The sequence below is a fragment of the Serratia sp. ASV30 genome (genome assembly GCF_016428815.1).
Classification (GTDB): Bacteria; Pseudomonadota; Gammaproteobacteria; order Enterobacterales; family Enterobacteriaceae; genus Chania; species Chania fonticola_C.
In genome coordinates this window covers 94,438-115,477 of record NZ_JAELTL010000013.1, presented here as the reverse complement: position 1 = coordinate 115,477, position 21,040 = coordinate 94,438, and the positions used below count along the sequence as shown (strand labels likewise).

Below are 21,040 nucleotides of genomic sequence, written 5' to 3'. Positions count from 1 at the left end.
CCCCCCCCCCCCCCCCCCCCCCCCCCCCCCCCCCCCCCCCCCCCCCCCCCCCCTTTTAGATGTGTATAAGAGACAGGGATAAAGAGGATAAAAGTAGCATTTATTCGATGCTGAGTTTTGAAGTTAATCCCAATGTGACAGAGGCCGATAAAAAAATCAAAGTTGGCATCTATTTGTTTAATGCCAGCTTTGATTCTGTAGCCGTCAGGGAGGCCATAGGCAATGAGAATTTTTCGGGATTTGCTAGCGGATTTTATAACTGCTTTAATCAAGCGGCCTTAAAGAGTGTAAATACTGGGTATGCTCAAGTCGGTGGTGATACCGTCGGAGACGTATTGGCACGGCAGCAGGAAATTATCGTTTCATATCAGGATATGATCGATAAAGGGATCTTGACACCCAATTCAATGATGTTACCAGCAAATGGAGGGCCATTTACCAGTGCCTGGCTCGGTGTCGATTTCTACGATGAAGAGGGTAACGTGACCAGTGGTACAAGTTTCCAGCTGGATGCTATTCCTAAAGCGTAAATAAGTCGGGTTATTATCCAGTTCCACAGCTGTCTTATTTATAGAAACCTTTTGTTATGAAATAAGAGGTTTTTATCTCATTGGTCTATTTCAGCTGTGTGGCATTGGCTCGCTACTGTAATATCATCTCGCTGAAGTTTTAGTCGCCCCAACTCCCCATTTCTGTTTAGCATGCGGTTTTTTGTTGCAAATCTGCTGTAGCTGCGCTTTGCTAGTGGCCAAAGGTTGCGGTGCGTTGGCTAACGGAAGAAGGGAATATGTCGTCAAAAATTGAAAATATCAGAAAGCAGCTGTTGTCGGACAACTGGTACGTTTTGAATAAATACACCTTTGAGTTAAAACGTAAAAATGGCGGAACCATCGAACAGGTGCGTGAGGTCTATGACCGGGGCAACGGGGCGACCATTTTGCTGTATAACCGCGCCAAGGGCACCGTGGTACTGACCAACCAGTTCCGCATGCCGACCTATGTCAACGGCAATGCCACGGGCATGTTGTTGGAAGCCTGCGCCGGGCTGCTGGATGACGATCAGCCTGAACAGTGCGCCCGCCGTGAAGCGGTAGAAGAAACCGGTTTTCAGGTTTCGAAGGTGCAAAAGATCTTTGAGGCCTACATGTCGCCGGGTGGCGTGACGGAAATACTCCACTTCTTTATTGCCGAGTACCAGGATGATGAACGGCAAACCAGCGGTGGTGGCATCGAGGATGAAGATATTGAAGTGGTGGAACTGCCTTTTGGTGAGGCAATCGCGATGATCGCCGACGGCCGCCTCAAAGATGGTAAAACCATCATGCTGTTACAGTATTTGCAGATCCACCGGGTGATGGAGTAGTTTCCCTCACCCCAACCCTCTCCCACAGGGAGAGGGAGCTGTTAGCCACTACTCGTTTGAAAATAAAAAAGTCATTTTAGCTAGCTTGATCGTCCTTAGCCAAAGTGAGTCACTACCTTTAAAACACACTCGATCGGATCCCCTCTCCCTGTGGGAGAGGGGTAGGGTGAGGGGCAATTTCTTGCCAATCTCACTTATTTATCATCGCCTTACAGCTGTGCGATCAGCATATCTTCCAGCTTCTGCTGGTCGACGGCGAACAGGCGAATGCCTTCGGCCAACTTCTCAACCGCCATGGCATCCTGGTTGTGCAACCAGCGGAACTCGGCCTCGGCCAGTGGCGCAGGCTGATAAAATCCTTCGGTAGACGGCGTCAGTTTACGTTCGATAGGCTGATTGCTTTGTTTCAACTCTTCCAGCAGGTTTGGCGCAATGGTCAAACGGTCACACCCCGCCAACGCCAGGATCTGCTCAACTTTACGGAAGCTGGCACCCATGATCACGGTCTGATAGCGGTGCTGTTTGTAGTATTCATAGATAGTACGAACGGATTTCACGCCCGGATCCTGCTCGGCATCGTAATCGGTCATCGGCTGTCTGGCCTGATACCAATCGTAGATACGGCCCACGAACGGCGAAATCAGGTAGACACCGGCTTCGGCGCAGGCACGGGCCTGAGCAAAGGAGAACAGCAGCGTCAGGTTGGTGTTGATGCCTTCTTTTTCCAGCTCTTCGGCCGCCTTGATCCCTTCCCAGGTGGCCGCCAGCTTGATCAGAATGCGGGATTTATCGATCCCCTGGTTTTGATACATGCCGATCAGCTTGCGTGCCTTGGCCACGCACATACCGCGATCGAAGGATAGGCGGGCATCCACCTCGGTGGAGATACGGCCCGGCACGCTTTTTAGAATTTCTACCCCGATATTCACCGCCAGTCTGTCACTGGCGTTAATCAGCTGGGTTTCTTTGCTGCCGCCTTGCTGGCGGGCGTACTCCAGCGCTTCGGTGATCAGCGATTTATACTGCGGTAGCGCCGCGGCCTTGAGGATTAACGAAGGGTTGGTGGTGGCATCCTGCGGTTCGAACTGGCGGATGGATTCGATATCACCGCTGTCGGCAACGACTACGGTCAACTGTTTGAGTGCGTCTAATTGATTCATTTATAAGCTCCTTGCCCAAAGTCATAACAGTAAATGAGAACGTATTTCATTATGGTTAACACCATGCATCATATGGCTGATGAATGAAATACGCTTTTTCTGATTGTTGCAATGGATAGAAACAATGGGGGGCGCAAATGCAGGCTTGCTACGGGCCCCCACGCATTGACGCTTTATCGGCATTGGGTTCAGCGTTGGCCAACGACCTGTTCGTAATAGCCTATTCTTGCCACCTTGGGCGCCGATCCCCCTCCTTCAAATTCAGAGCTCAGCCAGGCTTCGACGATCGATTTCGCCAGTTCCGGGCCAATGACGCGTGCGCCAAGCGTGATGATTTGTGCATCGTTGCTTTTACGTGCGCGCTGTGCCGAATAGGTGTCATGACACTGTGCCGCGCGGATCCCCGGGACCTTGTTGGCCACAATGCTCATGCCAATACCGGTGCCACACAGCAAAATGCCACGTTGGTGTTTCCCATCCTTAATGCCCTGTGCCACCTGAAAGGCGATATCGGGATAACCGACGGGGGCCGTATCGCTTCCCGGTGAGTAGTCGGTGACCGGAATATCGCGTTGTTGCAGAAAAGCAACGATCACATTCTTCAGTTCAATGGCGGCATCATCGGCGCCAATCGCAATAGGCTGCATAACACATCTCCTGCTGGTCAAGGGTAAGGCTGACGATCCCCGGTGGCGCGTCATGGCTATTACCATAACCATCATTTATCAAATGTTCAATTGATGTTCATTTGTTTTTATTTTTATTAAGAGGGATTGGTCACTAAAGGTGATTAACGTCACGAATAAATCGGTATAAAGGCCTTTCTGATGACTTTAAGGGGGCTTCTTGAGCAGGATCACAATTTCAAAGGTTGGTAGTGGGCAAACATGTTGAGAGTATGTAGTGTTTATTTGTTCTTTGTGTGTACTTATGATCATAAAAATAAACCCTACCCGAGGATAGAACTATGTGTCAGAACTGCGTAACAGCGGCAAACATGGCCGAAGGCATTCCTGAAACCATGAAAGCGGTGGTGGCCTATGCCCCGAAGGACTATCGCCTAGAGATTGTGGCGGTACCGAAAATTGGCCCGAAAGAGATCCTGGTGAAAGTTGAAGCCTGCGGCATCTGCGCCGGTGACGTTAAAGCGTTTGAAGGAGCCGCCAGCTTTTGGGGGGATGAAAAACAACCGGCTTACATCAAAGCGCCGATGATCCCTGGCCACGAATTTATCGGCCACGTGGTGGGATATGGTGAAGGCGTTGAGGGATTTAAGCTGGGCGATCGGGTGATCTCTGAACAGATAGTCCCCTGCTGGCAATGCCGCTTCTGTAACCGTGGCCAGTATTGGATGTGTGAGAAACACGACCTGTACGGCTTCCAGAAAAACGTTAATGGCGGCATGGCTGAGTACATGAAGTTCACCAAAGAGGCCATCAACTACCACGTTCCTGCGGATATGCCGATCGAGGACGCCATTCTGATCGAACCCTATGCCTGTTCTTTCCATGCGGTACAGCGCGCCAATATCAAACTGGGTGACGTTGTGGTGCTGGCTGGGGCCGGAACGCTGGGGTTAGGGATGATCGGGGCGATTAAAAAATCTGGCCCATCGAAGCTGGTGGTGCTCGATCTGTCTGACGAGCGTCTGGCGTTAGCGAAAGAATTTGGTGCCGACGTCGTGCTGAACCCCTTGCGCGATGATGTGATGGCGATTGTTAAAGACATGACCGAAGGCTACGGCTGCGATATCTACATTGAAGCCACCGGCGCGCAGCAATCTGTCGAACAGGGGCTGATGCTGATCCGCAAATTGGGCACCTTTGTCGAGTTCTCGGTGTTTAAAGATCCGGTGACCGTCGATTGGAGCATTATCAGCGATCGTAAGGAGCTGGACGTGCTGGGGTCGCACCTGGGCCCTTATTGTTATCCGTTGGTGATTGAAGGGATACGCAATGGCGATCTGCCCACCAAAGGCGTCGTCACTCAAACGTTGCCACTCGAGCAGTTTGCTGAAGGCTTCGCCATGATGAAACGGGGCATCGGCTCAATCAAAGTGGTGCTCAACCCAAACCTGTAATGCCTGCATCATTCTTCGGGTGCGGGCTAGCCTGCACCTCCACAATTCAATGTGCTGGGGTGTTTTATGCTGAATGGACTGATTCATCGCATTGGTCTGTCACCAAAATTAATGCTCGGTTATGCCGGTGTGTTGGTCTTTATGATGGGGGAGGGGCTGGAACAAGGCTGGCTTTCACCCTATTTGATCGGCAAAGGCTTAACCATTCAGGAATCTGCGCTGCTGTTTAGCGTTTACGGTTTTGCTGCGGCAATCTCCGCCTGGTTTTCCGGCGTCTTGGCGGAAATCTTTACCGCTCGTCGCGTCATGCTGGCTGGATTGTTGCTGTTCTTGCTGGGCTCGGTGTGTTTTCTGGTGTGGGGATTACCCAGTAATAACCTGTCGGTGATGATACCGACCTATGCGCTGCGCGGGCTGGGCTATCCCCTGTTTGCCTATGGTTTTCTGGTATGGGTCGCCTATGAGGCTCCGCCGGAGAGGCTGGGTTCCGCCGTGGGGATTTTCTGGTTTGTCTACAGCGGTGGGTTGAGCGTACTGGGCGTGCTCTACTCCAGCATCATGCTGCCGTTCCTGGGGGAAATTCACACCTTATGGAGCGCATTAATCTTTGTGGTACTCGGGGCAATGATCGCACTGATGCTTAACCGCACCCCTGGCCATAGCGACGTGGGGGACAAGCAAAAAGCCTCCCTCAGCTATGTGCTCAAGGGGATCACCATTGCGTTTGAGAACCCGAAAATCGGCCTGGGCGGCATTGTCCGCACCATCAATACCTCTGCGGCGTACGGCTTTGTGGTGTTTATGCCGATGTACATGATGGATATCGGGTTTAGCCGCACAGACTGGCTACAGATGTATGCGGCACTGTGGACGGTGAACATTATCTTCAACCTGATCTTTGGGGTGATCAGCGACGGCCTGGGCTGGCGTAACGTCGTCATGTGGTTCGGTTGCGTCGGCTGCGCTATCACCACGCTGATGTTCTATTACGTGCCTTATTTCCTTGGCCCCAATTTTCTGCTGACCGTCGTGGCCGCCGGGCTATTCGGTGCTTGCCTGGCTGCCTTCGTACCTCTTTCGGCCATTATGCCAACGTTGGCCCCGGAGAATAAAGGTGCCGCCATGTCGATCCTGAATCTCGGCGCGGGGTTGAGCACCTTCGTTGGCCCGGCAGTGGTAGGGTTGTTTATCGGCAGCTTGGGGAGCAGCGGGGTGATTTGGATTTTCACCGGCCTGTATTTGTTCAGCGGCGTATTGATGAAATATGTCACCTTGCCTAAAGCCGTGCCTACCACCGTGGAAGAAAATCATCACAGCTTGGCGTAACTAACCGTTTGAGGGAGTTTTCTATGATTACTGGTCAAAGCAAGGGAGCCTTGCAAGGGAAAGTGGCGTTGATAACCGGCGGCGCGGCGGGAATAGGTCTGGCTATTGCCAAATGCTATCTGCAAAACGGCGCGCAGGTTGTGCTGTTGGATCGCGCTGCACAGGTGGTGCAGATTGCCCAACAGCTGGATCAGCAGCAGGCATTGGGCATCGTGATGGATGTCACCGACAAAGCCTCGGTAGAACAGGCTGTTGCGCAGGCTAATGCCCATTTCGGGCGGCTGGATGTGCTGGTCAATAGCGCCGGGATCGTCGCGCTGTATCCGGCGGAAGAACTGCCAGAAGATGCTTGGGATAACACCATGGCGGTGAACCTGAAAGGGGTGTTCCTTACCAGTCAGGCCGTGGGCCACTATTTGATTCGTCAGGGCAGTGGCAGCATTATCAACCTGGCCTCGCAGGCCGGTGTAGTCGCCTTGCCCAATCATCTGGCTTACTGCGCCAGCAAGGCCGGTGTGATTGGTTTGACCCAGGTTCTGGCACTGGAATGGGGGCCGCACAACGTGCGGGTAAACGCCATTTCACCCACGGTGGTGCTGACCGAGTTGGGGCGCAAAGCATGGTCAGGCGAGGTTGCGGAACAAATGAAGCAGAAGATTCCCCTAAGGCGCTTTGCCGAACCCGAGGATATTGCCGTCAGTGCGCTGTTTTTGGCGAGCGATGCGGCCAGCATGATCACCGGCAGCAATCTGGTGGTTGACGGCGGTTACACCATTCAATAACTCGATACTCAGGCGAAAGAGAGGCCATGATGAACAGAATCATTAACGATCCCGATCACGTCGTGGAAGATGCCATTCAGGGCTACCTGAAGGCTCATCCGGAATATTTTACCGCGACCGATAATGCACGAGTGCTCAAATACCCTGCTGCACCGATCAAAGGCAAAGTGGGCATTGTTACCGGTGGGGGCTCGGGGCATGAGCCAGCGTTTCTGGGTTATGTTGGCAAGAACATGCTCGATGCTGTTGCCATCGGTGAGATTTTCTCTTCGCCAACGGCGGGAGCATTTCTGGATGCGTTCAAGGCTGCGGACAGCGGGGCGGGGGTTGCCTGCCTGTATGGCAACTATGCTGGCGATAATATGAACGTCAAAATGGCGATGAAGAAGGCCAGCGCCGCCGGTATCGCGGTAAAAACCGTGGTGGCAAATGATGATGTTGCCTCTGCGCCCGCCAGTGAAATTGAAAAGCGCCGTGGCGTCGCCGGTGAAATTCTAATGTGGAAAATCGGGGCCGCTGCCGCAGCACTGGGTTACGATCTCGACGGAGTGATTGATGCTGCGCAAAAAGCCATTGGCAATTGCCGCTCGATTGGGGTCGGGCTCAGCTCTTGCACCATCCCGGCGGTAGGTAAGCCCAACTTCCATATTGCCGATGGCCAAATGGAGATCGGGATTGGTCATCACGGCGAGCCTGGGATTGAGGTATCACCGATCCAGTCAGCGTCTGCGATGGCTGGCACCATGCTCGACTTTGTGCTCAATGATATGCCGTTGAACAAGGGGCAGGAAGTCGCCTTGCTGATTTCTGGCCTGGGGGCCACGCCGGTGATGGAGCTCTACATCTATTATGCCGAGGTTGAAAAGCGGCTGACGGAGCGTGGCATCAAGGTTCACCGTCGCTATGTGGGGAACTATTTTACCTCTCTGGAAATGATGGGGGTGACGCTAACCGTGATGAAGCTCGACGACCAATTGAAAACGTTGCTCGATATGCCCGCTCATTCATTGGGCCTAACCCAGGTGGAGTGAATCATGACCACACAAATTTCGACGCAGTATGGCAATGAGATCGTCACGGCGCTGATTGGCGTGATTGTCAGCAATCGTGAGTATCTCAGTGAGATAGATGGTGCGATTGGCGACGGCGATCACGGCATTAATATGTCAAAAGGCTTCACCTTATGTGGTGAGTCCATCAAGGGCCAAAATCTGTCGTTGGCACAGGCTTTCGACGCGGTAGCGGACGCGCTGATGGAAGGGATTGGTGGCTCGATGGGGCCGCTGTATGGCAGTCTGTTCATGGGCATGGCCGACGGCGTGCGCGATAAAACGGCGCTGGATAAACAGGTTTTTCTGGCCATGCTGCGCAATGGGCTCACTGAACTGCAAGACATCAGCAGCGCTGGCGTAGGCGACAAATGCCTGATGGATACGCTGATCCCTGCGATCGAAGGGTTTGAGCAGGCGGTTCGGCGCGGTGATAGCTTCAGTGAATCGCTGGAACAGTTGAAACAGGCTGCCGTTGCCGGACGTGATTCAACCCGCGATCTGGTTGCCAAGATTGGCCGCGCGAGCCGGTTGGGGGAACGTTCGCGCGGTGCGCTGGATGCCGGTGCGGTATCCTGCTGTCTACTTTTATGCCAACTGGCTGATGCGGTAGAACAACGCTTGAATACCGTTGCAGCTTGAACAGGTTATACTAGCGAGCAATGCGATAAGATGGGTTCGGCATGCTGAACCCATCTTCTATTGAAAAAGACTAATCTGCCGTGGGGAAACGTGTAACGGATGGAAAAAAAAACAGGATCCCAGGATAACGAACTGCTGACTGAAATTGCCGTGGCTTATTATCAGGACGAAATCACTCAGGAGGAGATTGCAAAAAAGTTCGGTATTTCGCGGATTAAGGTCGGGCGTTTACTCAAACGGGCTAAAGAAGAAGGCATTGTTGAGATCACCGTCCGCTATCATCCGGTATTCAGTACCCGGCTGGAGCAGCAAATGCTGGAGCGCTTTTCCCTCAGCCGTGCATTAATCGCGCTGGATCATCAGGATGAGGAAGAACAGCGGCGTCAGGTAGCAGCATTGGTTTCCGGCTATCTGGCTATGTCATTGAAAGATAATATGGTGCTGGCGGTTGGCCAAGGGCGTAACGTGGCCGCGATCGCCGACCATGTGGGCAGCGTGGCACCAAAAAGCTGTAAATTTATCTGTGGCATTGGGGGGACGCATCGCCCTGGTGACGCTATAAATGCTGACCACATCAGCCGCCGTTTGGCGAAGAAGTTTGGTGGTAGCAGCGAGACGCTGTATGCCCCGGCGTATGTTGAAAACCGGGCGCTGAAAGAGGCGTTTATGCAAAACGGTACCATCAAGGAAACCCTGGATCGGGCGCGCAAGGCCGATGTGGCCCTGGTGGGGATCGGTGATATGAACGAAAACAGCTACATGGTAAAGCTTGGCTGGTTTACTCCCCACGAGATCATTGATGCCAGTCTGAATCAGGGGGTGATCGGTGATATCGCCGGTTATGACTTTTTCAATGCGCAGGGGATGCATGTGGATACGGTGATGAACGATCGCGTCATTGGCCTGAGCATTGATGAACTGCGGAAGATCCCTTGTGTGATCGCCATTGCCTCTGAGAATACCAAAGCGTTGGCTATTCTGGGCGCGCTGCGCACCGGGGCGATCGATATTATCGCGACCAGTGCCCTCAACATCCGCACCATTCTTAATATGTCACAGTAATCGCTACGGTAAAAAGGGGTTTAACTGCGTCAGGTTGAACCCTTTGCACTTCTCCCCCTCCAGGCCACATTCTACCTGCGAACCTTGCCCGCTTGGCACTTGAGCAATGCAAAGGAAGCGACAGTGAGATTTGCTGCGTGAGTGGTAAACGACTGACGCAGGCATAACCAAAATTGCTGTTTTTCTGTTCGCTTAACTTCCTTTTAACTTTTATTTACAAGTTTCGCCCAAGGTTATGGCACGCTTCAAAGTTTGTGACGATTCTCTCACTATACTAGTTCAGCGATAAAGCCTTACCTCAACATAAAAGAAGAAAGCAAAGGAACCCATAATGGACGAACAGCTCAAACAGAGTGCCCTTGATTTCCATCAGTTTCCGGTCCCAGGGAAAATCCAGGTATCGCCGACTAAACCGCTAGCTACGCAGCGCGATCTGGCCTTGGCCTATTCGCCGGGCGTGGCTGCTCCCTGCCTGGAAATTGCTGCCGACCCGCTGGCCGCTTATAAATATACCGCCAAGGGTAATCTGGTGGCGGTGATCTCCAACGGCACCGCGGTGCTGGGGTTGGGGAATATCGGGGCGCTGGCCGGTAAGCCGGTCATGGAAGGTAAAGGGGTTCTGTTTAAGAAGTTTTCCGGTATTGACGTGTTCGATATCGAAGTCGATGAACTCGATCCTGACAAGCTGATTGACGTGATCGCCGCGCTGGAACCGACCTTCGGCGGCATTAACCTGGAAGATATCAAAGCGCCCGAGTGCTTCTATATTGAGAAGAAGCTGCGTGAGCGTATGAAGATCCCGGTGTTCCATGACGATCAGCACGGCACGGCGATTATTACCACCGCTGCGGTGCTCAACGGCCTGCGGGTGGTGAAGAAAAACATCTCCGACGTACGCCTGGTGGTATCAGGAGCCGGTGCGGCCTCGATTGCCTGTTTGAACCTGCTGGTCGCGTTGGGTCTGAGCAAGCAGAACATCACCGTTTGCGACTCCAAAGGCGTGATCTATCAGGGCCGCGACGCCAAGATGGAAGAAACCAAGGCGGCGTATGCCATTGCGGATAACGGCCAGCGTACGCTGGGGGATGCCATTCCCAATGCCGATATTTTCCTGGGTTGCTCCGGCCCTGGCGTGTTGACGCAGGATATGGTGAAAACCATGGCCAGAGATCCGCTGATCATGGCGCTGGCTAACCCGGAACCGGAAATTCTGCCGCCGTTGGCGAAAGCGGTGCGCCCAGATGCGATCATCTGTACCGGCCGTTCTGATTATCCCAACCAGGTGAACAACGTGCTGTGCTTCCCGTTCATCTTCCGTGGCGCGCTGGATGTGGGGGCCACGACCATCAACGAAGAGATGAAGCTGGCCTGCGTGCACGCTATTGCCGATCTGGCGCTGGCAGAGCAGAGCGACGTAGTGGCTTCGGCGTATGGCGATCAGGACCTCTCCTTTGGCCCGGAATACATCATTCCCAAACCGTTCGACCCGCGCCTGATTGTCAAAATCGCCCCGGCGGTAGCCAAGGCAGCCATGGATTCCGGCGTGGCGATGCGCCCGATCGAAGACTTTGATGCCTACGTAGAGAAACTGACCGAGTTCGTCTACAAAACCAACCTGTTTATGAAGCCGATCTTCTCCCAGGCGAAGAAAGAAGTGAAACGCGTGGTAATGGCCGAAGGTGAAGAAGAGCGCGTGCTGCATGCCACTCAAGAGCTGGTATCGCAGGGGCTGGCTTATCCGATCCTGGTGGGCCGCCCAAGCGTAATTGAAATGCGCCTGAAGAAACTCGGCCTGCAGCTGACGGCGGGCAAAGACTTTGAAGTGGTGAATAACGAGTCCGATCCGCGTTTTAATGAATACTGGGGTGAGTATTACCAGATCATGAAGCGCCGTGGTGTTTCCCAGGAACAGGCTCGCCGTGCGGTGATCGGTAACCCGACGCTGATTGCTGCCATCATGCTGCACCGTGGTGAGGCTGACGCGATGATTTGCGGCACTATCGGCAGCTACCACGAGCATTATGACGTAGTGGAAAAGGTGTTCGGGTTCCGTGAAGGGGTGCATGTGGCAGGGGCGATGAACGCCTTACTGCTGCCGAGTGGCAACACCTTTATCGCCGATACCTACGTCAACGATGACCCAACGCCGGAACAGCTGGCGGAAATCACCCTGATGGCGGCAGACACGGTACGGCGCTTCGGGATTGAACCGAAGGTGGCGCTGTTGTCCCACTCCAGCTTTGGTTCTTCCAATTGCCCGTCGGCGAGCAAAATGCGTAAAACGCTGGAACTGGTCAATCAGATGGCGCCAGGATTGGAGATCGACGGTGAGATGCACGGTGACGCCGCGCTGGTGGAAAGTATCCGCCACGATTTGATGCCGGACAGCCCGCTGAAAGGCGCGGCCAACATCCTGATCATGCCAAGTATGGAAGCGGCACGGATCAGCTACAACCTGCTGCGTGTCTCGTCTTCCGAGGGGGTAACGGTAGGGCCGGTATTGATGGGCGTATCGAAACCGGTACATATCCTGACGCCGATCGCCTCAGTGCGCCGTATCGTCAACATGGTGGCATTGGCCGTAGTGGAAGCACAAACCCAACCGCTGTGATAGCGTGAAAGAGACCCCCTGCGGCTTCGGCCACAGGGGGTTTTTTTATGCGTGGCAGCGTTCGGCAATCGCCTGAATGTCGGCAGGCGTGGTTCGGCAACAGCCGCCAATCAAGCGGGCCCCGGCATGCTGCCAATCGGCCAACTGATTAATCAGATGATGCTGGTGGTTACCGCAGCTGTGCCAGGTTTTGCTCACCGCGTCGTAGTGTTCGCCGGAGTTAGGGTAAACCAGTAACGGTTTATTGCTCAGCGCGGCAAGCTGCTGCAACGCCGGCGTGACGTTTTCCAACGCGATACAATTGACGCCTACTGCCAGTACCTGCGGGTTATCGTTAAGCTCAGCCATGACGACGGCCAGTGGTGTACCATCGCTTAGATGCTGGCTATCGCGCAGAGTGAAAGAGAACCACCCACCCAGCGCTGGGAATTCCGCCAGTAGCGCCAGCAGGGCCTGTAATTCGGCGAACGAAGGCAGCGTTTCACATGCCAGGAGATCCACTCCAGCATTGGCCAGAGCAGTGATACGCGGACGATGGAACGCGATCATCTCTGCTTGCGGCAGATGGTAGTCGCCACGGTATTCAGATCCATCCGCCAGATAGGCACCATAAGGGCCGACCGAACCGGCAACCAGTAAAGGCAATCGCTGCGGGCGCTGGGCCAGATAATCGGCGCGCGCCTGCTGTGCCAGATGGACGCTTTGGGCGATCAGTGCCAACGATTGCGACTCATCCAGGCCTCGGCGTAAAAAACCTTGGGGCGTGGCCTGATAGCTGGCGGTAATGGCGCACTGTGCTCCTGCATTGAAGTAATCCAGATGCACCTGATAAATCAGCTCCGGGTTTTCAATCAGCACTTTTGCCGACCACAACGGATCGGTGAGATCGCAACCTCGGGCCTCCAGCTCGGTGGCCATTGCCCCGTCCAAAATCAACGTGCGGTTATCGGCCAGCAAGGCGGCCAGAGGGTTGTTAACCGACATGTTCTTCTCCGGTGTTCAGTAGGTTTTTCTGCCCGGAACGCCGGGTCAGGTAATAGGCCAGATAACAGATCGCCACAAACGGCAGGCCGCAATACAGCGCCACGCGTTGCTCTGGGTCGAATGCCAGACCGATACAGGCCAATAAACACAGCGCAAAGCCGACAATAGGCGTCAGCGGATAGCCTGGTGCACGGTATTTCAGCCCTTCAATTGGCTGACCGCTGCGCAGATAGCGGCGGCGAAAAACGTAGTGGGCGGCACAGATGCTCAGCCAGACGGCAACGACCGCAAAGCCGGAGATGGCAGACAGTGCCACAAACACCGTATCGGGAGCGATCACGCTGGTCAACAGGGCCAGCACGCCGCCGAGCATGCTGAACGTCAATGCATTCATCGGGATCCCGCGCGCATTCACCCGTGAAAAATAGGCAGGCATGGTGCGCTGATTGGCCAGCGACCACAGCATGCGCCCCGAAGCATACAGCCCGGAGTTGGCGGCCGAGAGAATGGCTGTCAGGATCACGAAGTTAAAAATATCGGCGGCATAAGGCACACCAATGCGCTCAAAGACCAGAACAAACGGACTTTTCACGATCCCGGCCTGCTCCATAGGGATCAGCGCTGCCAGGATAAATACCGTACCGATAAAGAACACCATCAGGCGGACCACCGTAGTGCGGATGGCCCAGGGCACCACTTTTTCCGGATTTTCGGTTTCGCCCGCCGCAATGCCGATTAGCTCAGTACCGGAGAAGGCGAAATTGACCGCTACCATGGTCATGAGGATCGGTAACGTTCCATTGGGCAGCCAACCCGATGAGGTCAGGTTACTCAGGAAGGGCGCTGGTGTGCCGTCTTTCATCGGGATCAGGCCAAACATGGCTGCACCACCTAGCACGATAAACGCCAGAATGGTGATCACTTTGATCAGCGAGAACCAGAATTCACTTTCGGCGAAGAAGCGGGTGGTAATGACATTGAGCAGAAAAATGGCCAGACAGAAAATCAGGCACCACAACCAGACCGGTGATTGTGGAAACCAGTATTGCATACAGAAACCGGCGGCAGTCAGGCTGGAGCCCAACGCGACGGTCCAGGTCAGCCAGTACAGCCAGGCAACGGTATAGCCGGTTGCCGGGCCAAGATAGCGTGCCGCATAGACGTGAAATGCGCCGGTTTCCGGCATGGCGACGGCAAGTTCCCCCAGACACAGCATGACCAGATAGACCACGACAGCGCCAATCAAATAGGCCAGCAGGGTGCCTAGTGCACCGGTAGTGGAGATGATATAGCCGGTGTTGAAAAACAGACCGGTACCGATCACGCCGCCCAGCGACAGCATCACCAAATGCCGGGCTTTCATGGTGCGTTTGAATTGCCCTTCAGCGGCAGGTTGCATAACACTCTATCCGTATAGACGTCTAAATGGCTATCAGTTATACCCGTTCCATTACGCGAAATCAACGTAACTCAAAACACGGTAACGAAAAAACAGGTGTCGGCCACCAGGTGCTGCCAATTTCTATATGCAAATGATAATTATTATCTATAATGTCGCCACTTTTGTGTAAGGAAAGACAACATGAAGTTTCTGATATTGTTTGCAACGTTGATGCTTACGGCCTGTAGCCAGGGGCCGACCTCTCCCCCGAAAAGCGACATTACCACGCTAGGCAAGATTGTTGATTTACGCAGTGGCGAGATATTGACGCCGCAGCAGTTACTGACGCGCCTGGCAGATCAGCCACGGGTGATCGTGGGTGAAAAGCACGACAATCCTTATCACCACCAGATCGAACTGTGGCTGGTAGAGCAATTACCTAAGCTAAGACCGCAGGGCAGCGTGCTGATGGAGATGATCACGCCCAGCCAGCAAGGCAAAGTGGATGAAGTAAAGCAGTGGCTGCAAACCGAACCGACGGTACGTGATAGCCGCGTAGCTGAACTGACAGCCTGGCAAACCAGTTGGAAGTGGTCACTGTATGGTGACGTGGTAATGGCGGCGATGCGTGCACCTTATCCTCTGTTATCCGCCAACCTCGATCGCAGCGAAATCATGGCGTTTTATCAGCGGCCCGAATTCCCCAAAGGCCAGCTTTCCGTGCGCCCAGAAGTTCAGCAGGCGCTTGCTGTCACCATCCGTGATTCCCATGACGGCAAAATTGATGAGGTGCAGCTGCATGCCATGCTCGCCATTCAGCAGCAGCGCGATCGCCGTATGGCCGAAAGTTTACTGGCTGCACCCACCCCTGCACTGCTGATGGCGGGCGGATATCATGCCTCCAGAACGGTCGGTGTGCCGCTGCATATCCAGGATCTGCAGCCCGGTGCCAAATTTACGGTGTTGATGCTGGCAGAGCAGGGCATGGCCATCGATCGGTCCATGGCGGATTACCTGTGGGTCACGCCAACCGCAAAATGATTACGTCAGGATAGCGAAAAGATCTGTCATTAATATTTACAAATGATTATCATTAGCAAATGTGATCTGCAATCATTCGCAATTAGGTAATCTACTATCCCTATGTTTAGTCAGCCTTATAGCACTCAGGCGGCTGCTCTGCCGCAGCCGCGCTGGGGGCGTGGTTTACTGTATGCGCTAGGCGTTCATCTGGCGCTGGTATGGCTGTTTTACTGGCCGCAAACTTCGTTGCCGCCGGTGCTGATGCCGCCACCGGCGATCATGCTCAGTTGGGCGGCGCAGATCGAAGCGCCAAGCCAGCCTAAACCGTTACCGCTGGGGGTGCAGCAACAAGCGGACAGTTCCGCAGCACGGCCTGCGCAACAGCAGCGGGAGCCGGAGATGCCCGAACTGGCACGTGCCGAGGCGGCAAAAATTGTGGTGGCCGAGCGCAGTAAAAATGCGCATAAGCAGCAGCGTAAAGCGCCGCCAAAGCCGCCAACTCCGATGGAGAAAGAGCAAGACGTCAGGCATTCCGCAGCAGCCAGCACGGCGGCACCCAAGGCGCAAAACCTGGCACAGCGCGTGGCGGCTCCGTTAAACAGCGATTCTAGCGCGCAGGCACAGGCCAAGCTTTCCTGGGAGAGCCAGGTCAAAGGGATGCTCAACCGAGTGAAGCGCTATCCGGCAGACGCCAAACGGCGTCAGCGTTCGGGGGCACCGGTGGTGAGTTTTGTGGTGGATGCTCAGGGGCGAGTGGCCGATGTCGTACTGAAAACGCCCTCCGCTACCGCGTCGTTAGATCGTGAAGCGCTGGCGGTGATATTGCGTGCGCAGCCGTTACCTTCGCCACCAGCGGAGATGCTGCGCCAAGGCAAGATTGCCGTGACCATGGCAGTGGATTTTAACCTGGCGTTGTTGTAAGCCAGCCAAAAAGTATTTACCCATCAGGCGTTATCTCTTGTTGCACGCAATAGGAGGGGGTTACTACGCTCAAATTATTGTGAGGGGTTATGACATTACCTGTTCAATCGGCTCGCTGCCGCAGGCCTTTGGTAACTTATCTACTGATTTCTATGGGGTTATTAAACTTTGCCACCAAGGTGGCCGCGCAGCCGCCCCAGGCTGAAATTATTCCGCATAAATTAACCGCCCAGGGCGAAACACGAATCGATAATTATTATTGGCTGCGTGATGATGGCCGCCAGAATAAACAGGTGTTGGCTTATCTGACGGCGGAAAACCGTTATACCGAACAGGTGATGCAGCCGTATCAGACGCTGCGCGATCGGTTGTATCACGAAATGCTGGGCCGCATGAGCCCGGAAGATCGCTCGGTTCCCTACCAGCTCAATGGCTACCGCTATCAGGAACGCATTGATGCGGGTAAGGAGTTTGCCGTCTACCAGCGGCAGGCCGTTGCGGATGGCTCCGCCTGGCAGACGTTACTGGATGCCAATCAGCGCGCCCAGGGCCAAGATTATTACCGCGTGGGGGGAATGGCGGTCAGTGAAGACAACCGCCGCCTGGCCGTGGCGGAGGATACTCAAGGGCGCAGGCAGTACCGCATTTCCCTGCGCGATCTGGCTAGCGGCACTTGGGCCAAAGAGGTGATTGAAAACACCTCGGGCAATATGGTGTGGGCCAACGACGGCAACAGCTTGTTCTATGTGCGCAATCATCCCCAAACGCTGTCACCCTATCAGGTCTACCGCCATCAATTTGGTACGCCGGTTGCGGCCGATAAGCTGGTGTATCAGGAAAACGATGGGGCATTTTACCTGAGCTTGGGTCTCTCCTCTTCGCGGGATTACGTGATTGTCACCATCAGCGGGAATACCACTTCCGAAGTGCGTCTGCTCGACGCCAACCGGCCGCAAACTCCGGTACAACTTTTTGCCCCGCGTCAGGCCGGGCGCGAATATTACCTCGACCATTATCGCGGTGAGTTTTATCTGCGTTCCAATCATCAAAGCCCGCACTTTGGTTTGTACCAGACTGCGTCCGCGAGCCAGCCATGGCAGCCGCTGATCGCTCCACAGGAAAACGGTGAGCTGGAAAGCTTTGCCCTGTTTCGTGACTGGTTGGTGGTGAAAGAGCGCAGTGAGGGCCTGGTGCATTTACGGCAGATTGCCTGGCAAGGGGGCGAGCAACGTAGCATTGCGTTTGATGATGCCAGCTATATGGCCTGGCTGGGCTACAACCCGGACCCGGAAAGTGACCGCCTGCGCTATGGCTATTCGGCCATGACCACGCCAACCAGCACCTATGAATGGGATCTCAACAGCGGTAAACGCGAGTTGCTGAAACGACAGGAAGTGAAGGGCGTAGAACCAGGCCTGTATCACAGTGAGCGCTTGTGGATCACCGCCCGCGACGGAGTAAAGGTACCGGTCTCGCTGGTATACAACAGCGCCAAATTCAAACCTGGCAAAAGTCCGCTGGTGGTGTATGGCTACGGTGCCTATGGCATGAGTATGGACCCGGCGTTCAGCGCCAACCGCATTAGCCTGTTGGATCGCGGTTTCGTCTATGCGCTGATCCACGTCCGCGGCGGCGGTGAGCTTGGGCAAGACTGGTATCAGCAGGGCAAACTGACGAACAAACCAAACACCTTCAATGACTTTATCGATGCCACTCAGGCGCTGATCGATAAGGGATTCGGGCAGCCGGGGCGCGTTTACGCGATGGGAGGCAGTGCCGGAGGCTTGCTGGTGGGGGCGGTGATCAATCAGGCTCCCCAACTGTATAACGCGGTGGTGGCTCAGGTGCCTTTTGTGGATGTGCTGACGACGATGCTGGATGACAGCATTCCGTTGACCGTCGGTGAATACGAGGAGTGGGGCAACCCCAATCAGCCGCAGCCCTATGCGCTGATCAAGTCCTACAGTCCGTACGATAATGTGCGCGCGCAGCGCTACCCGAATCTGTTAGTCACCAGTGGACTTTATGATTCACAGGTTCAGTATTGGGAACCCGCCAAATGGGTGGCGAAGCTGCGCCAATTCCAGCAGGGGGATGCGGTGTTATTGCTGTCCACGGATATGTCGGCGGGCCACGGGGGGAAATCGGGCCGCTTGAGTCGATTGGAAAATAGCGCGCTGGAATACAGCTTTATTTTAGCAATGGACGAAAAAGCGCAAAAATAAGGCTCTTGGCCGCGCAGCTTAATAGCTGCGCGGCAGATAATAACCATAATTAATTTCCGCCTACCTGGCGGTATTTTCTGCTGAGCATTGATCACTCACTGATTTTGATAGCAATACTTTAGGGGATATATGAAATTTAAACTGCTTATTGGTGCGGTTGGCACCGGTATGGTTTTGTCTGGCCCGCTGTTGGCTGCAGAAAATAAAGGCCAAGCGCTATTCAGCCCGCTGAACGTTTCGGCGGCGACTAATAACAGCGAACAGGAGGCATTGGAAAAGCCTGGGGCATTCAGCTCGCGCGACGAAAATAAAAATCTACAGTCGATAGATAATATCCTGCGCAGCATGCCCGGCACCTTTACTCAAATCGATCCCAGCCAAGGGGCGGTCAGCGTCAATATTCGTGGGATGAGTGGTTTTGGCCGGGTAAATACCATGGTTGATGGCATTACCCAGAGCTATTTTGGCACCTCGACCTCTGGCGTGATGTCCCATGGTTCTACCAACAATCAATCCGGCGTGCTGATCGATCCGAATTTTATTGTTGGGGTCGACGTGGCGCGTGGCGAGAACAGCGGTGCATCTGGGGTGAACGCATTGGCTGGCAGTGCCAACTTCCGCACTATCGGCGTGGATGATGTGGTGTTTGCCGATAATCCGTTTGGCGTGCGCACCAAGTTCTCCGTGGGCAGTAACGGTATTGGCCGCAGCGGTATGATCGCCGTTGGGGCCAAAGGGGCTGCGTTCACCGATACCGGCAGCTTGGGCGTGATGGCTGCCATTAGCGGCAGCTCCATCTATTCCAACTTCAACAACGGCGACGGCGTGAGCAGTGAAGATTTTGGTTACGACGAGTTTATGAAGCAAAACCCCAAATCGCAGCTGTTCAAGGTGGATATCAAGCCCAACGAATATCACAGCATTGAATTATCCGCCCGAACTTACCAGAATAAATTCTCGCGCCGCGATATCGACAGCAACGATTTTTATCTCAAATATCACTACGCGCCATTTTCTGAGTGGGTGGATCTGAATATGACCGCCAGCCACAGCAAGGGTAATCAGAAGTATGACAGTGATTCACTGTTCACTTTCTTTAATACCAATGCGGAAAACCGCTCCGACGCGCTGGATATCAATAATACCAGCCGCTTTAGCCTGTGGCAGACCGACGTAGCGTTCACCTACGGCGGTAAACTGATGCGCAACCAGTACGACAAGCACGTCGAATCGCAGATTGAGGATCCGCAGACGGCACATGAGGCGATCGAGAACAACACCTTTGCCCCGTCGGGCGACCAGCGTATCGCCAGCCTGTACACTGGCTTGCAACTCAACCGTGAAATCTACCAGCTCGATCTCAATCTCAATTATGCCAACAACAAGCTCACTGGCTTTAAACCGGCCTGTGATTTGCGGGTGGAGTGTTTTCCGCAGGGGAGTGCCAACATCGACCTGAAGGAGCACGGATTTAACCCTTCGGTGATGCTGTCTGCGCAGGTCACGCCTTGGCTGCAACCTTTTGCCAGCTACAGCAAATCGATGCGTGCCCCCAACATCCAGGAAGTGTTCTTCTCTAACTCCGGAGGCGCTTCGATGAACCCGTTCCTGAAAGGCGAACGTGCAGAAACCTGGCAGGCCGGCTTTAACCTCAGCGGCAACGATCTGTTGTTCAAGCAGGATACCCTGCGCTTTAAGGCGGTGGTTTACACCAGTAAAATCAAAAACTATATCTTTAGCGAGTCTTACATGGTGTGCCGAAATGGCCGCAAGTGTAGTTTGGGTGAGAACTTGCAGAATGACTGGAGCGATGCCAGCGAAGAGTTCTCGGATAACATGTATATCTACGTCAACTCCCTGACGCCGGTGCGTACCCACGGGGTGGAGCTGGAAGCCAATTATGATGCTGGCCGCGGCTTTGCCCGTGCCTCATTTAGCAAACAGCACACCGACCAGCCTACCTCTATCGCCAGTAGCTACTTTGGTGCGGGAGATATCAACGAACTGCCGGACATGTATTTTACTCTGGATAGCGGGTTACGTTTCTTTGACGAAGCGCTGACCGTGGGCAGCATCATCAAATATACCGGCAAGGCTCGCCGTCTTTCTCCTGATTTTGAAATGAGTGAGCAAACCGGGAAGTTGATGAAACAGGAGATGCCAAATATTCCTACCGTTATCGATCTGTACAGCACCTATCAGATAAACCGTAACCTATTGCTGAAATTCAGCGTGCAAAACGTGATGGATAAAAGCTATTCCGATGCGCTTAACAAGCTGAATATGCTGCCGATCCAGGGGGATGAGGCTACTGCGGCCAACACCGCCCGCGGTCGAACTTATCTGTTTGGTGGCGAGGTGCGCTTCTAAGCTGATTTGAGGCGTTTGCGGCCCCTCACCCCAACCCTCTCCCACAGGGAGAGGGAGCTGT

General features: G+C 54.1%; 17 protein-coding genes and 1 pseudogene. 13 read left to right on the top strand and 5 right to left on the bottom strand.

The window, feature by feature from the left end:
- Nucleotides 1–272 (bottom strand): annotated as a pseudogene (locus JHD74_RS26595) (hypothetical protein); the annotation flags it as partial.
- Nucleotides 273–335: 63 nt separating this feature from the next.
- On the opposite strand from JHD74_RS26595, the gene JHD74_RS26590 reads away from it, so the two are divergent.
- The gene (locus tag JHD74_RS26590) at nt 336–530 is read left to right on the top strand and encodes a hypothetical protein (protein ID WP_233169482.1); all 195 of its coding nucleotides are present in this window, start codon (nt 336–338) and stop codon (nt 528–530) included.
- A gap of 257 nt (nt 531–787) precedes the next feature.
- Nucleotides 788–1,363: a GDP-mannose pyrophosphatase NudK gene (nudK, locus tag JHD74_RS08545; protein ID WP_024527090.1), complete on the top strand. Its 576-nt coding sequence runs from the start codon at nt 788–790 to the stop codon at nt 1,361–1,363.
- 209 nt (nt 1,364–1,572) lie between these two features.
- Here the strand turns inward: nudK and tal are convergent, their stop codons facing one another.
- Nucleotides 1,573–2,523 carry a transaldolase gene (gene tal, locus JHD74_RS08540; protein ID WP_024484505.1) on the bottom strand — a complete coding sequence of 317 codons (951 nt, stop codon included), beginning with the start codon at nt 2,521–2,523 and terminating at the stop codon, nt 1,573–1,575.
- A gap of 188 nt (nt 2,524–2,711) precedes the next feature.
- On the bottom strand, nt 2,712–3,170 hold the full coding sequence (gene rpiB / locus JHD74_RS08535) for a ribose 5-phosphate isomerase B (RefSeq protein WP_074031458.1): 459 nt from the start codon (nt 3,168–3,170) through the stop codon (nt 2,712–2,714).
- A 320-nt stretch (nt 3,171–3,490) separates the two neighbouring features.
- On the opposite strand from rpiB, the gene JHD74_RS08530 reads away from it, so the two are divergent.
- The 7 genes from JHD74_RS08530 (at nt 3,491) to maeB (ending at nt 12,075) form a co-directional block, all read left to right on the top strand.
- Nucleotides 3,491–4,603 carry an alcohol dehydrogenase catalytic domain-containing protein gene (locus JHD74_RS08530; RefSeq protein WP_024527092.1) on the top strand — a complete coding sequence of 371 codons (1,113 nt, stop codon included), beginning with the start codon at nt 3,491–3,493 and terminating at the stop codon, nt 4,601–4,603.
- A 66-nt stretch (nt 4,604–4,669) separates the two neighbouring features.
- Complete coding sequence (locus JHD74_RS08525) at nt 4,670–5,929, top strand: MFS transporter (protein WP_074031459.1); 1,260 nt, start codon at nt 4,670–4,672, stop codon at nt 5,927–5,929.
- A 23-nt stretch (nt 5,930–5,952) separates the two neighbouring features.
- Entirely contained in the window at nt 5,953–6,711 is a 759-nt protein-coding gene (locus tag JHD74_RS08520; protein WP_074031460.1) for an SDR family oxidoreductase, read from the top strand.
- A gap of 29 nt (nt 6,712–6,740) precedes the next feature.
- Nucleotides 6,741–7,742 (top strand): dihydroxyacetone kinase subunit DhaK, encoded by a 1,002-nt coding sequence (locus JHD74_RS08515; RefSeq protein ID WP_074031483.1) that lies wholly within the window; start codon nt 6,741–6,743, stop codon nt 7,740–7,742.
- 3 nt (nt 7,743–7,745) lie between these two features.
- Nucleotides 7,746–8,402 carry a dihydroxyacetone kinase subunit DhaL gene (gene dhaL / locus JHD74_RS08510; RefSeq protein WP_199062400.1) on the top strand — a complete coding sequence of 219 codons (657 nt, stop codon included), beginning with the start codon at nt 7,746–7,748 and terminating at the stop codon, nt 8,400–8,402.
- 99 nt (nt 8,403–8,501) lie between these two features.
- A complete protein-coding gene (locus JHD74_RS08505; RefSeq protein WP_024527097.1) occupies nt 8,502–9,464 on the top strand; it encodes a sugar-binding transcriptional regulator in 963 nt (320 codons plus the stop codon).
- A gap of 331 nt (nt 9,465–9,795) precedes the next feature.
- Nucleotides 9,796–12,075, top strand: coding sequence for an NADP-dependent oxaloacetate-decarboxylating malate dehydrogenase (maeB, locus tag JHD74_RS08500; protein ID WP_024527098.1), 2,280 nt, complete (start codon nt 9,796–9,798; stop codon nt 12,073–12,075).
- Between the two features lie 45 nt (nt 12,076–12,120).
- Here maeB and mmuM read toward each other — a convergent pair whose 3' ends face one another.
- Together mmuM and mmuP are read right to left on the bottom strand one after the other, a co-directional pair.
- Nucleotides 12,121–13,059 carry a homocysteine S-methyltransferase gene (mmuM, locus tag JHD74_RS08495; protein ID WP_199062398.1) on the bottom strand — a complete coding sequence of 313 codons (939 nt, stop codon included), beginning with the start codon at nt 13,057–13,059 and terminating at the stop codon, nt 12,121–12,123.
- Nucleotides 13,049–14,458, bottom strand: a complete 1,410-nt coding sequence (mmuP, locus tag JHD74_RS08490) for an S-methylmethionine permease (RefSeq protein ID WP_024527100.1) — start codon at nt 14,456–14,458, stop codon at nt 13,049–13,051. The genes mmuM and mmuP overlap by 11 nt, the downstream gene beginning before the upstream one ends.
- Nucleotides 14,459–14,641: 183 nt before the next feature.
- Between mmuP and JHD74_RS08485 the strand changes: the two genes are divergently transcribed.
- The 4 genes from JHD74_RS08485 (at nt 14,642) to JHD74_RS08470 (ending at nt 20,979) form a co-directional block, all read left to right on the top strand.
- Nucleotides 14,642–15,481, top strand: a complete 840-nt coding sequence (locus JHD74_RS08485) for a ChaN family lipoprotein (RefSeq protein WP_199062396.1) — start codon at nt 14,642–14,644, stop codon at nt 15,479–15,481.
- A 102-nt stretch (nt 15,482–15,583) separates the two neighbouring features.
- Nucleotides 15,584–16,384 carry an energy transducer TonB gene (locus tag JHD74_RS08480; RefSeq protein ID WP_199062394.1) on the top strand — a complete coding sequence of 267 codons (801 nt, stop codon included), beginning with the start codon at nt 15,584–15,586 and terminating at the stop codon, nt 16,382–16,384.
- 152 nt (nt 16,385–16,536) lie between these two features.
- Nucleotides 16,537–18,609: a S9 family peptidase gene (locus tag JHD74_RS08475; RefSeq protein WP_233169481.1), complete on the top strand. Its 2,073-nt coding sequence runs from the start codon at nt 16,537–16,539 to the stop codon at nt 18,607–18,609.
- 129 nt (nt 18,610–18,738) lie between these two features.
- On the top strand, nt 18,739–20,979 hold the full coding sequence (locus tag JHD74_RS08470) for a TonB-dependent receptor domain-containing protein (protein ID WP_199062390.1): 2,241 nt from the start codon (nt 18,739–18,741) through the stop codon (nt 20,977–20,979).
- Nucleotides 20,980–21,040 lie beyond the last annotated feature (61 nt).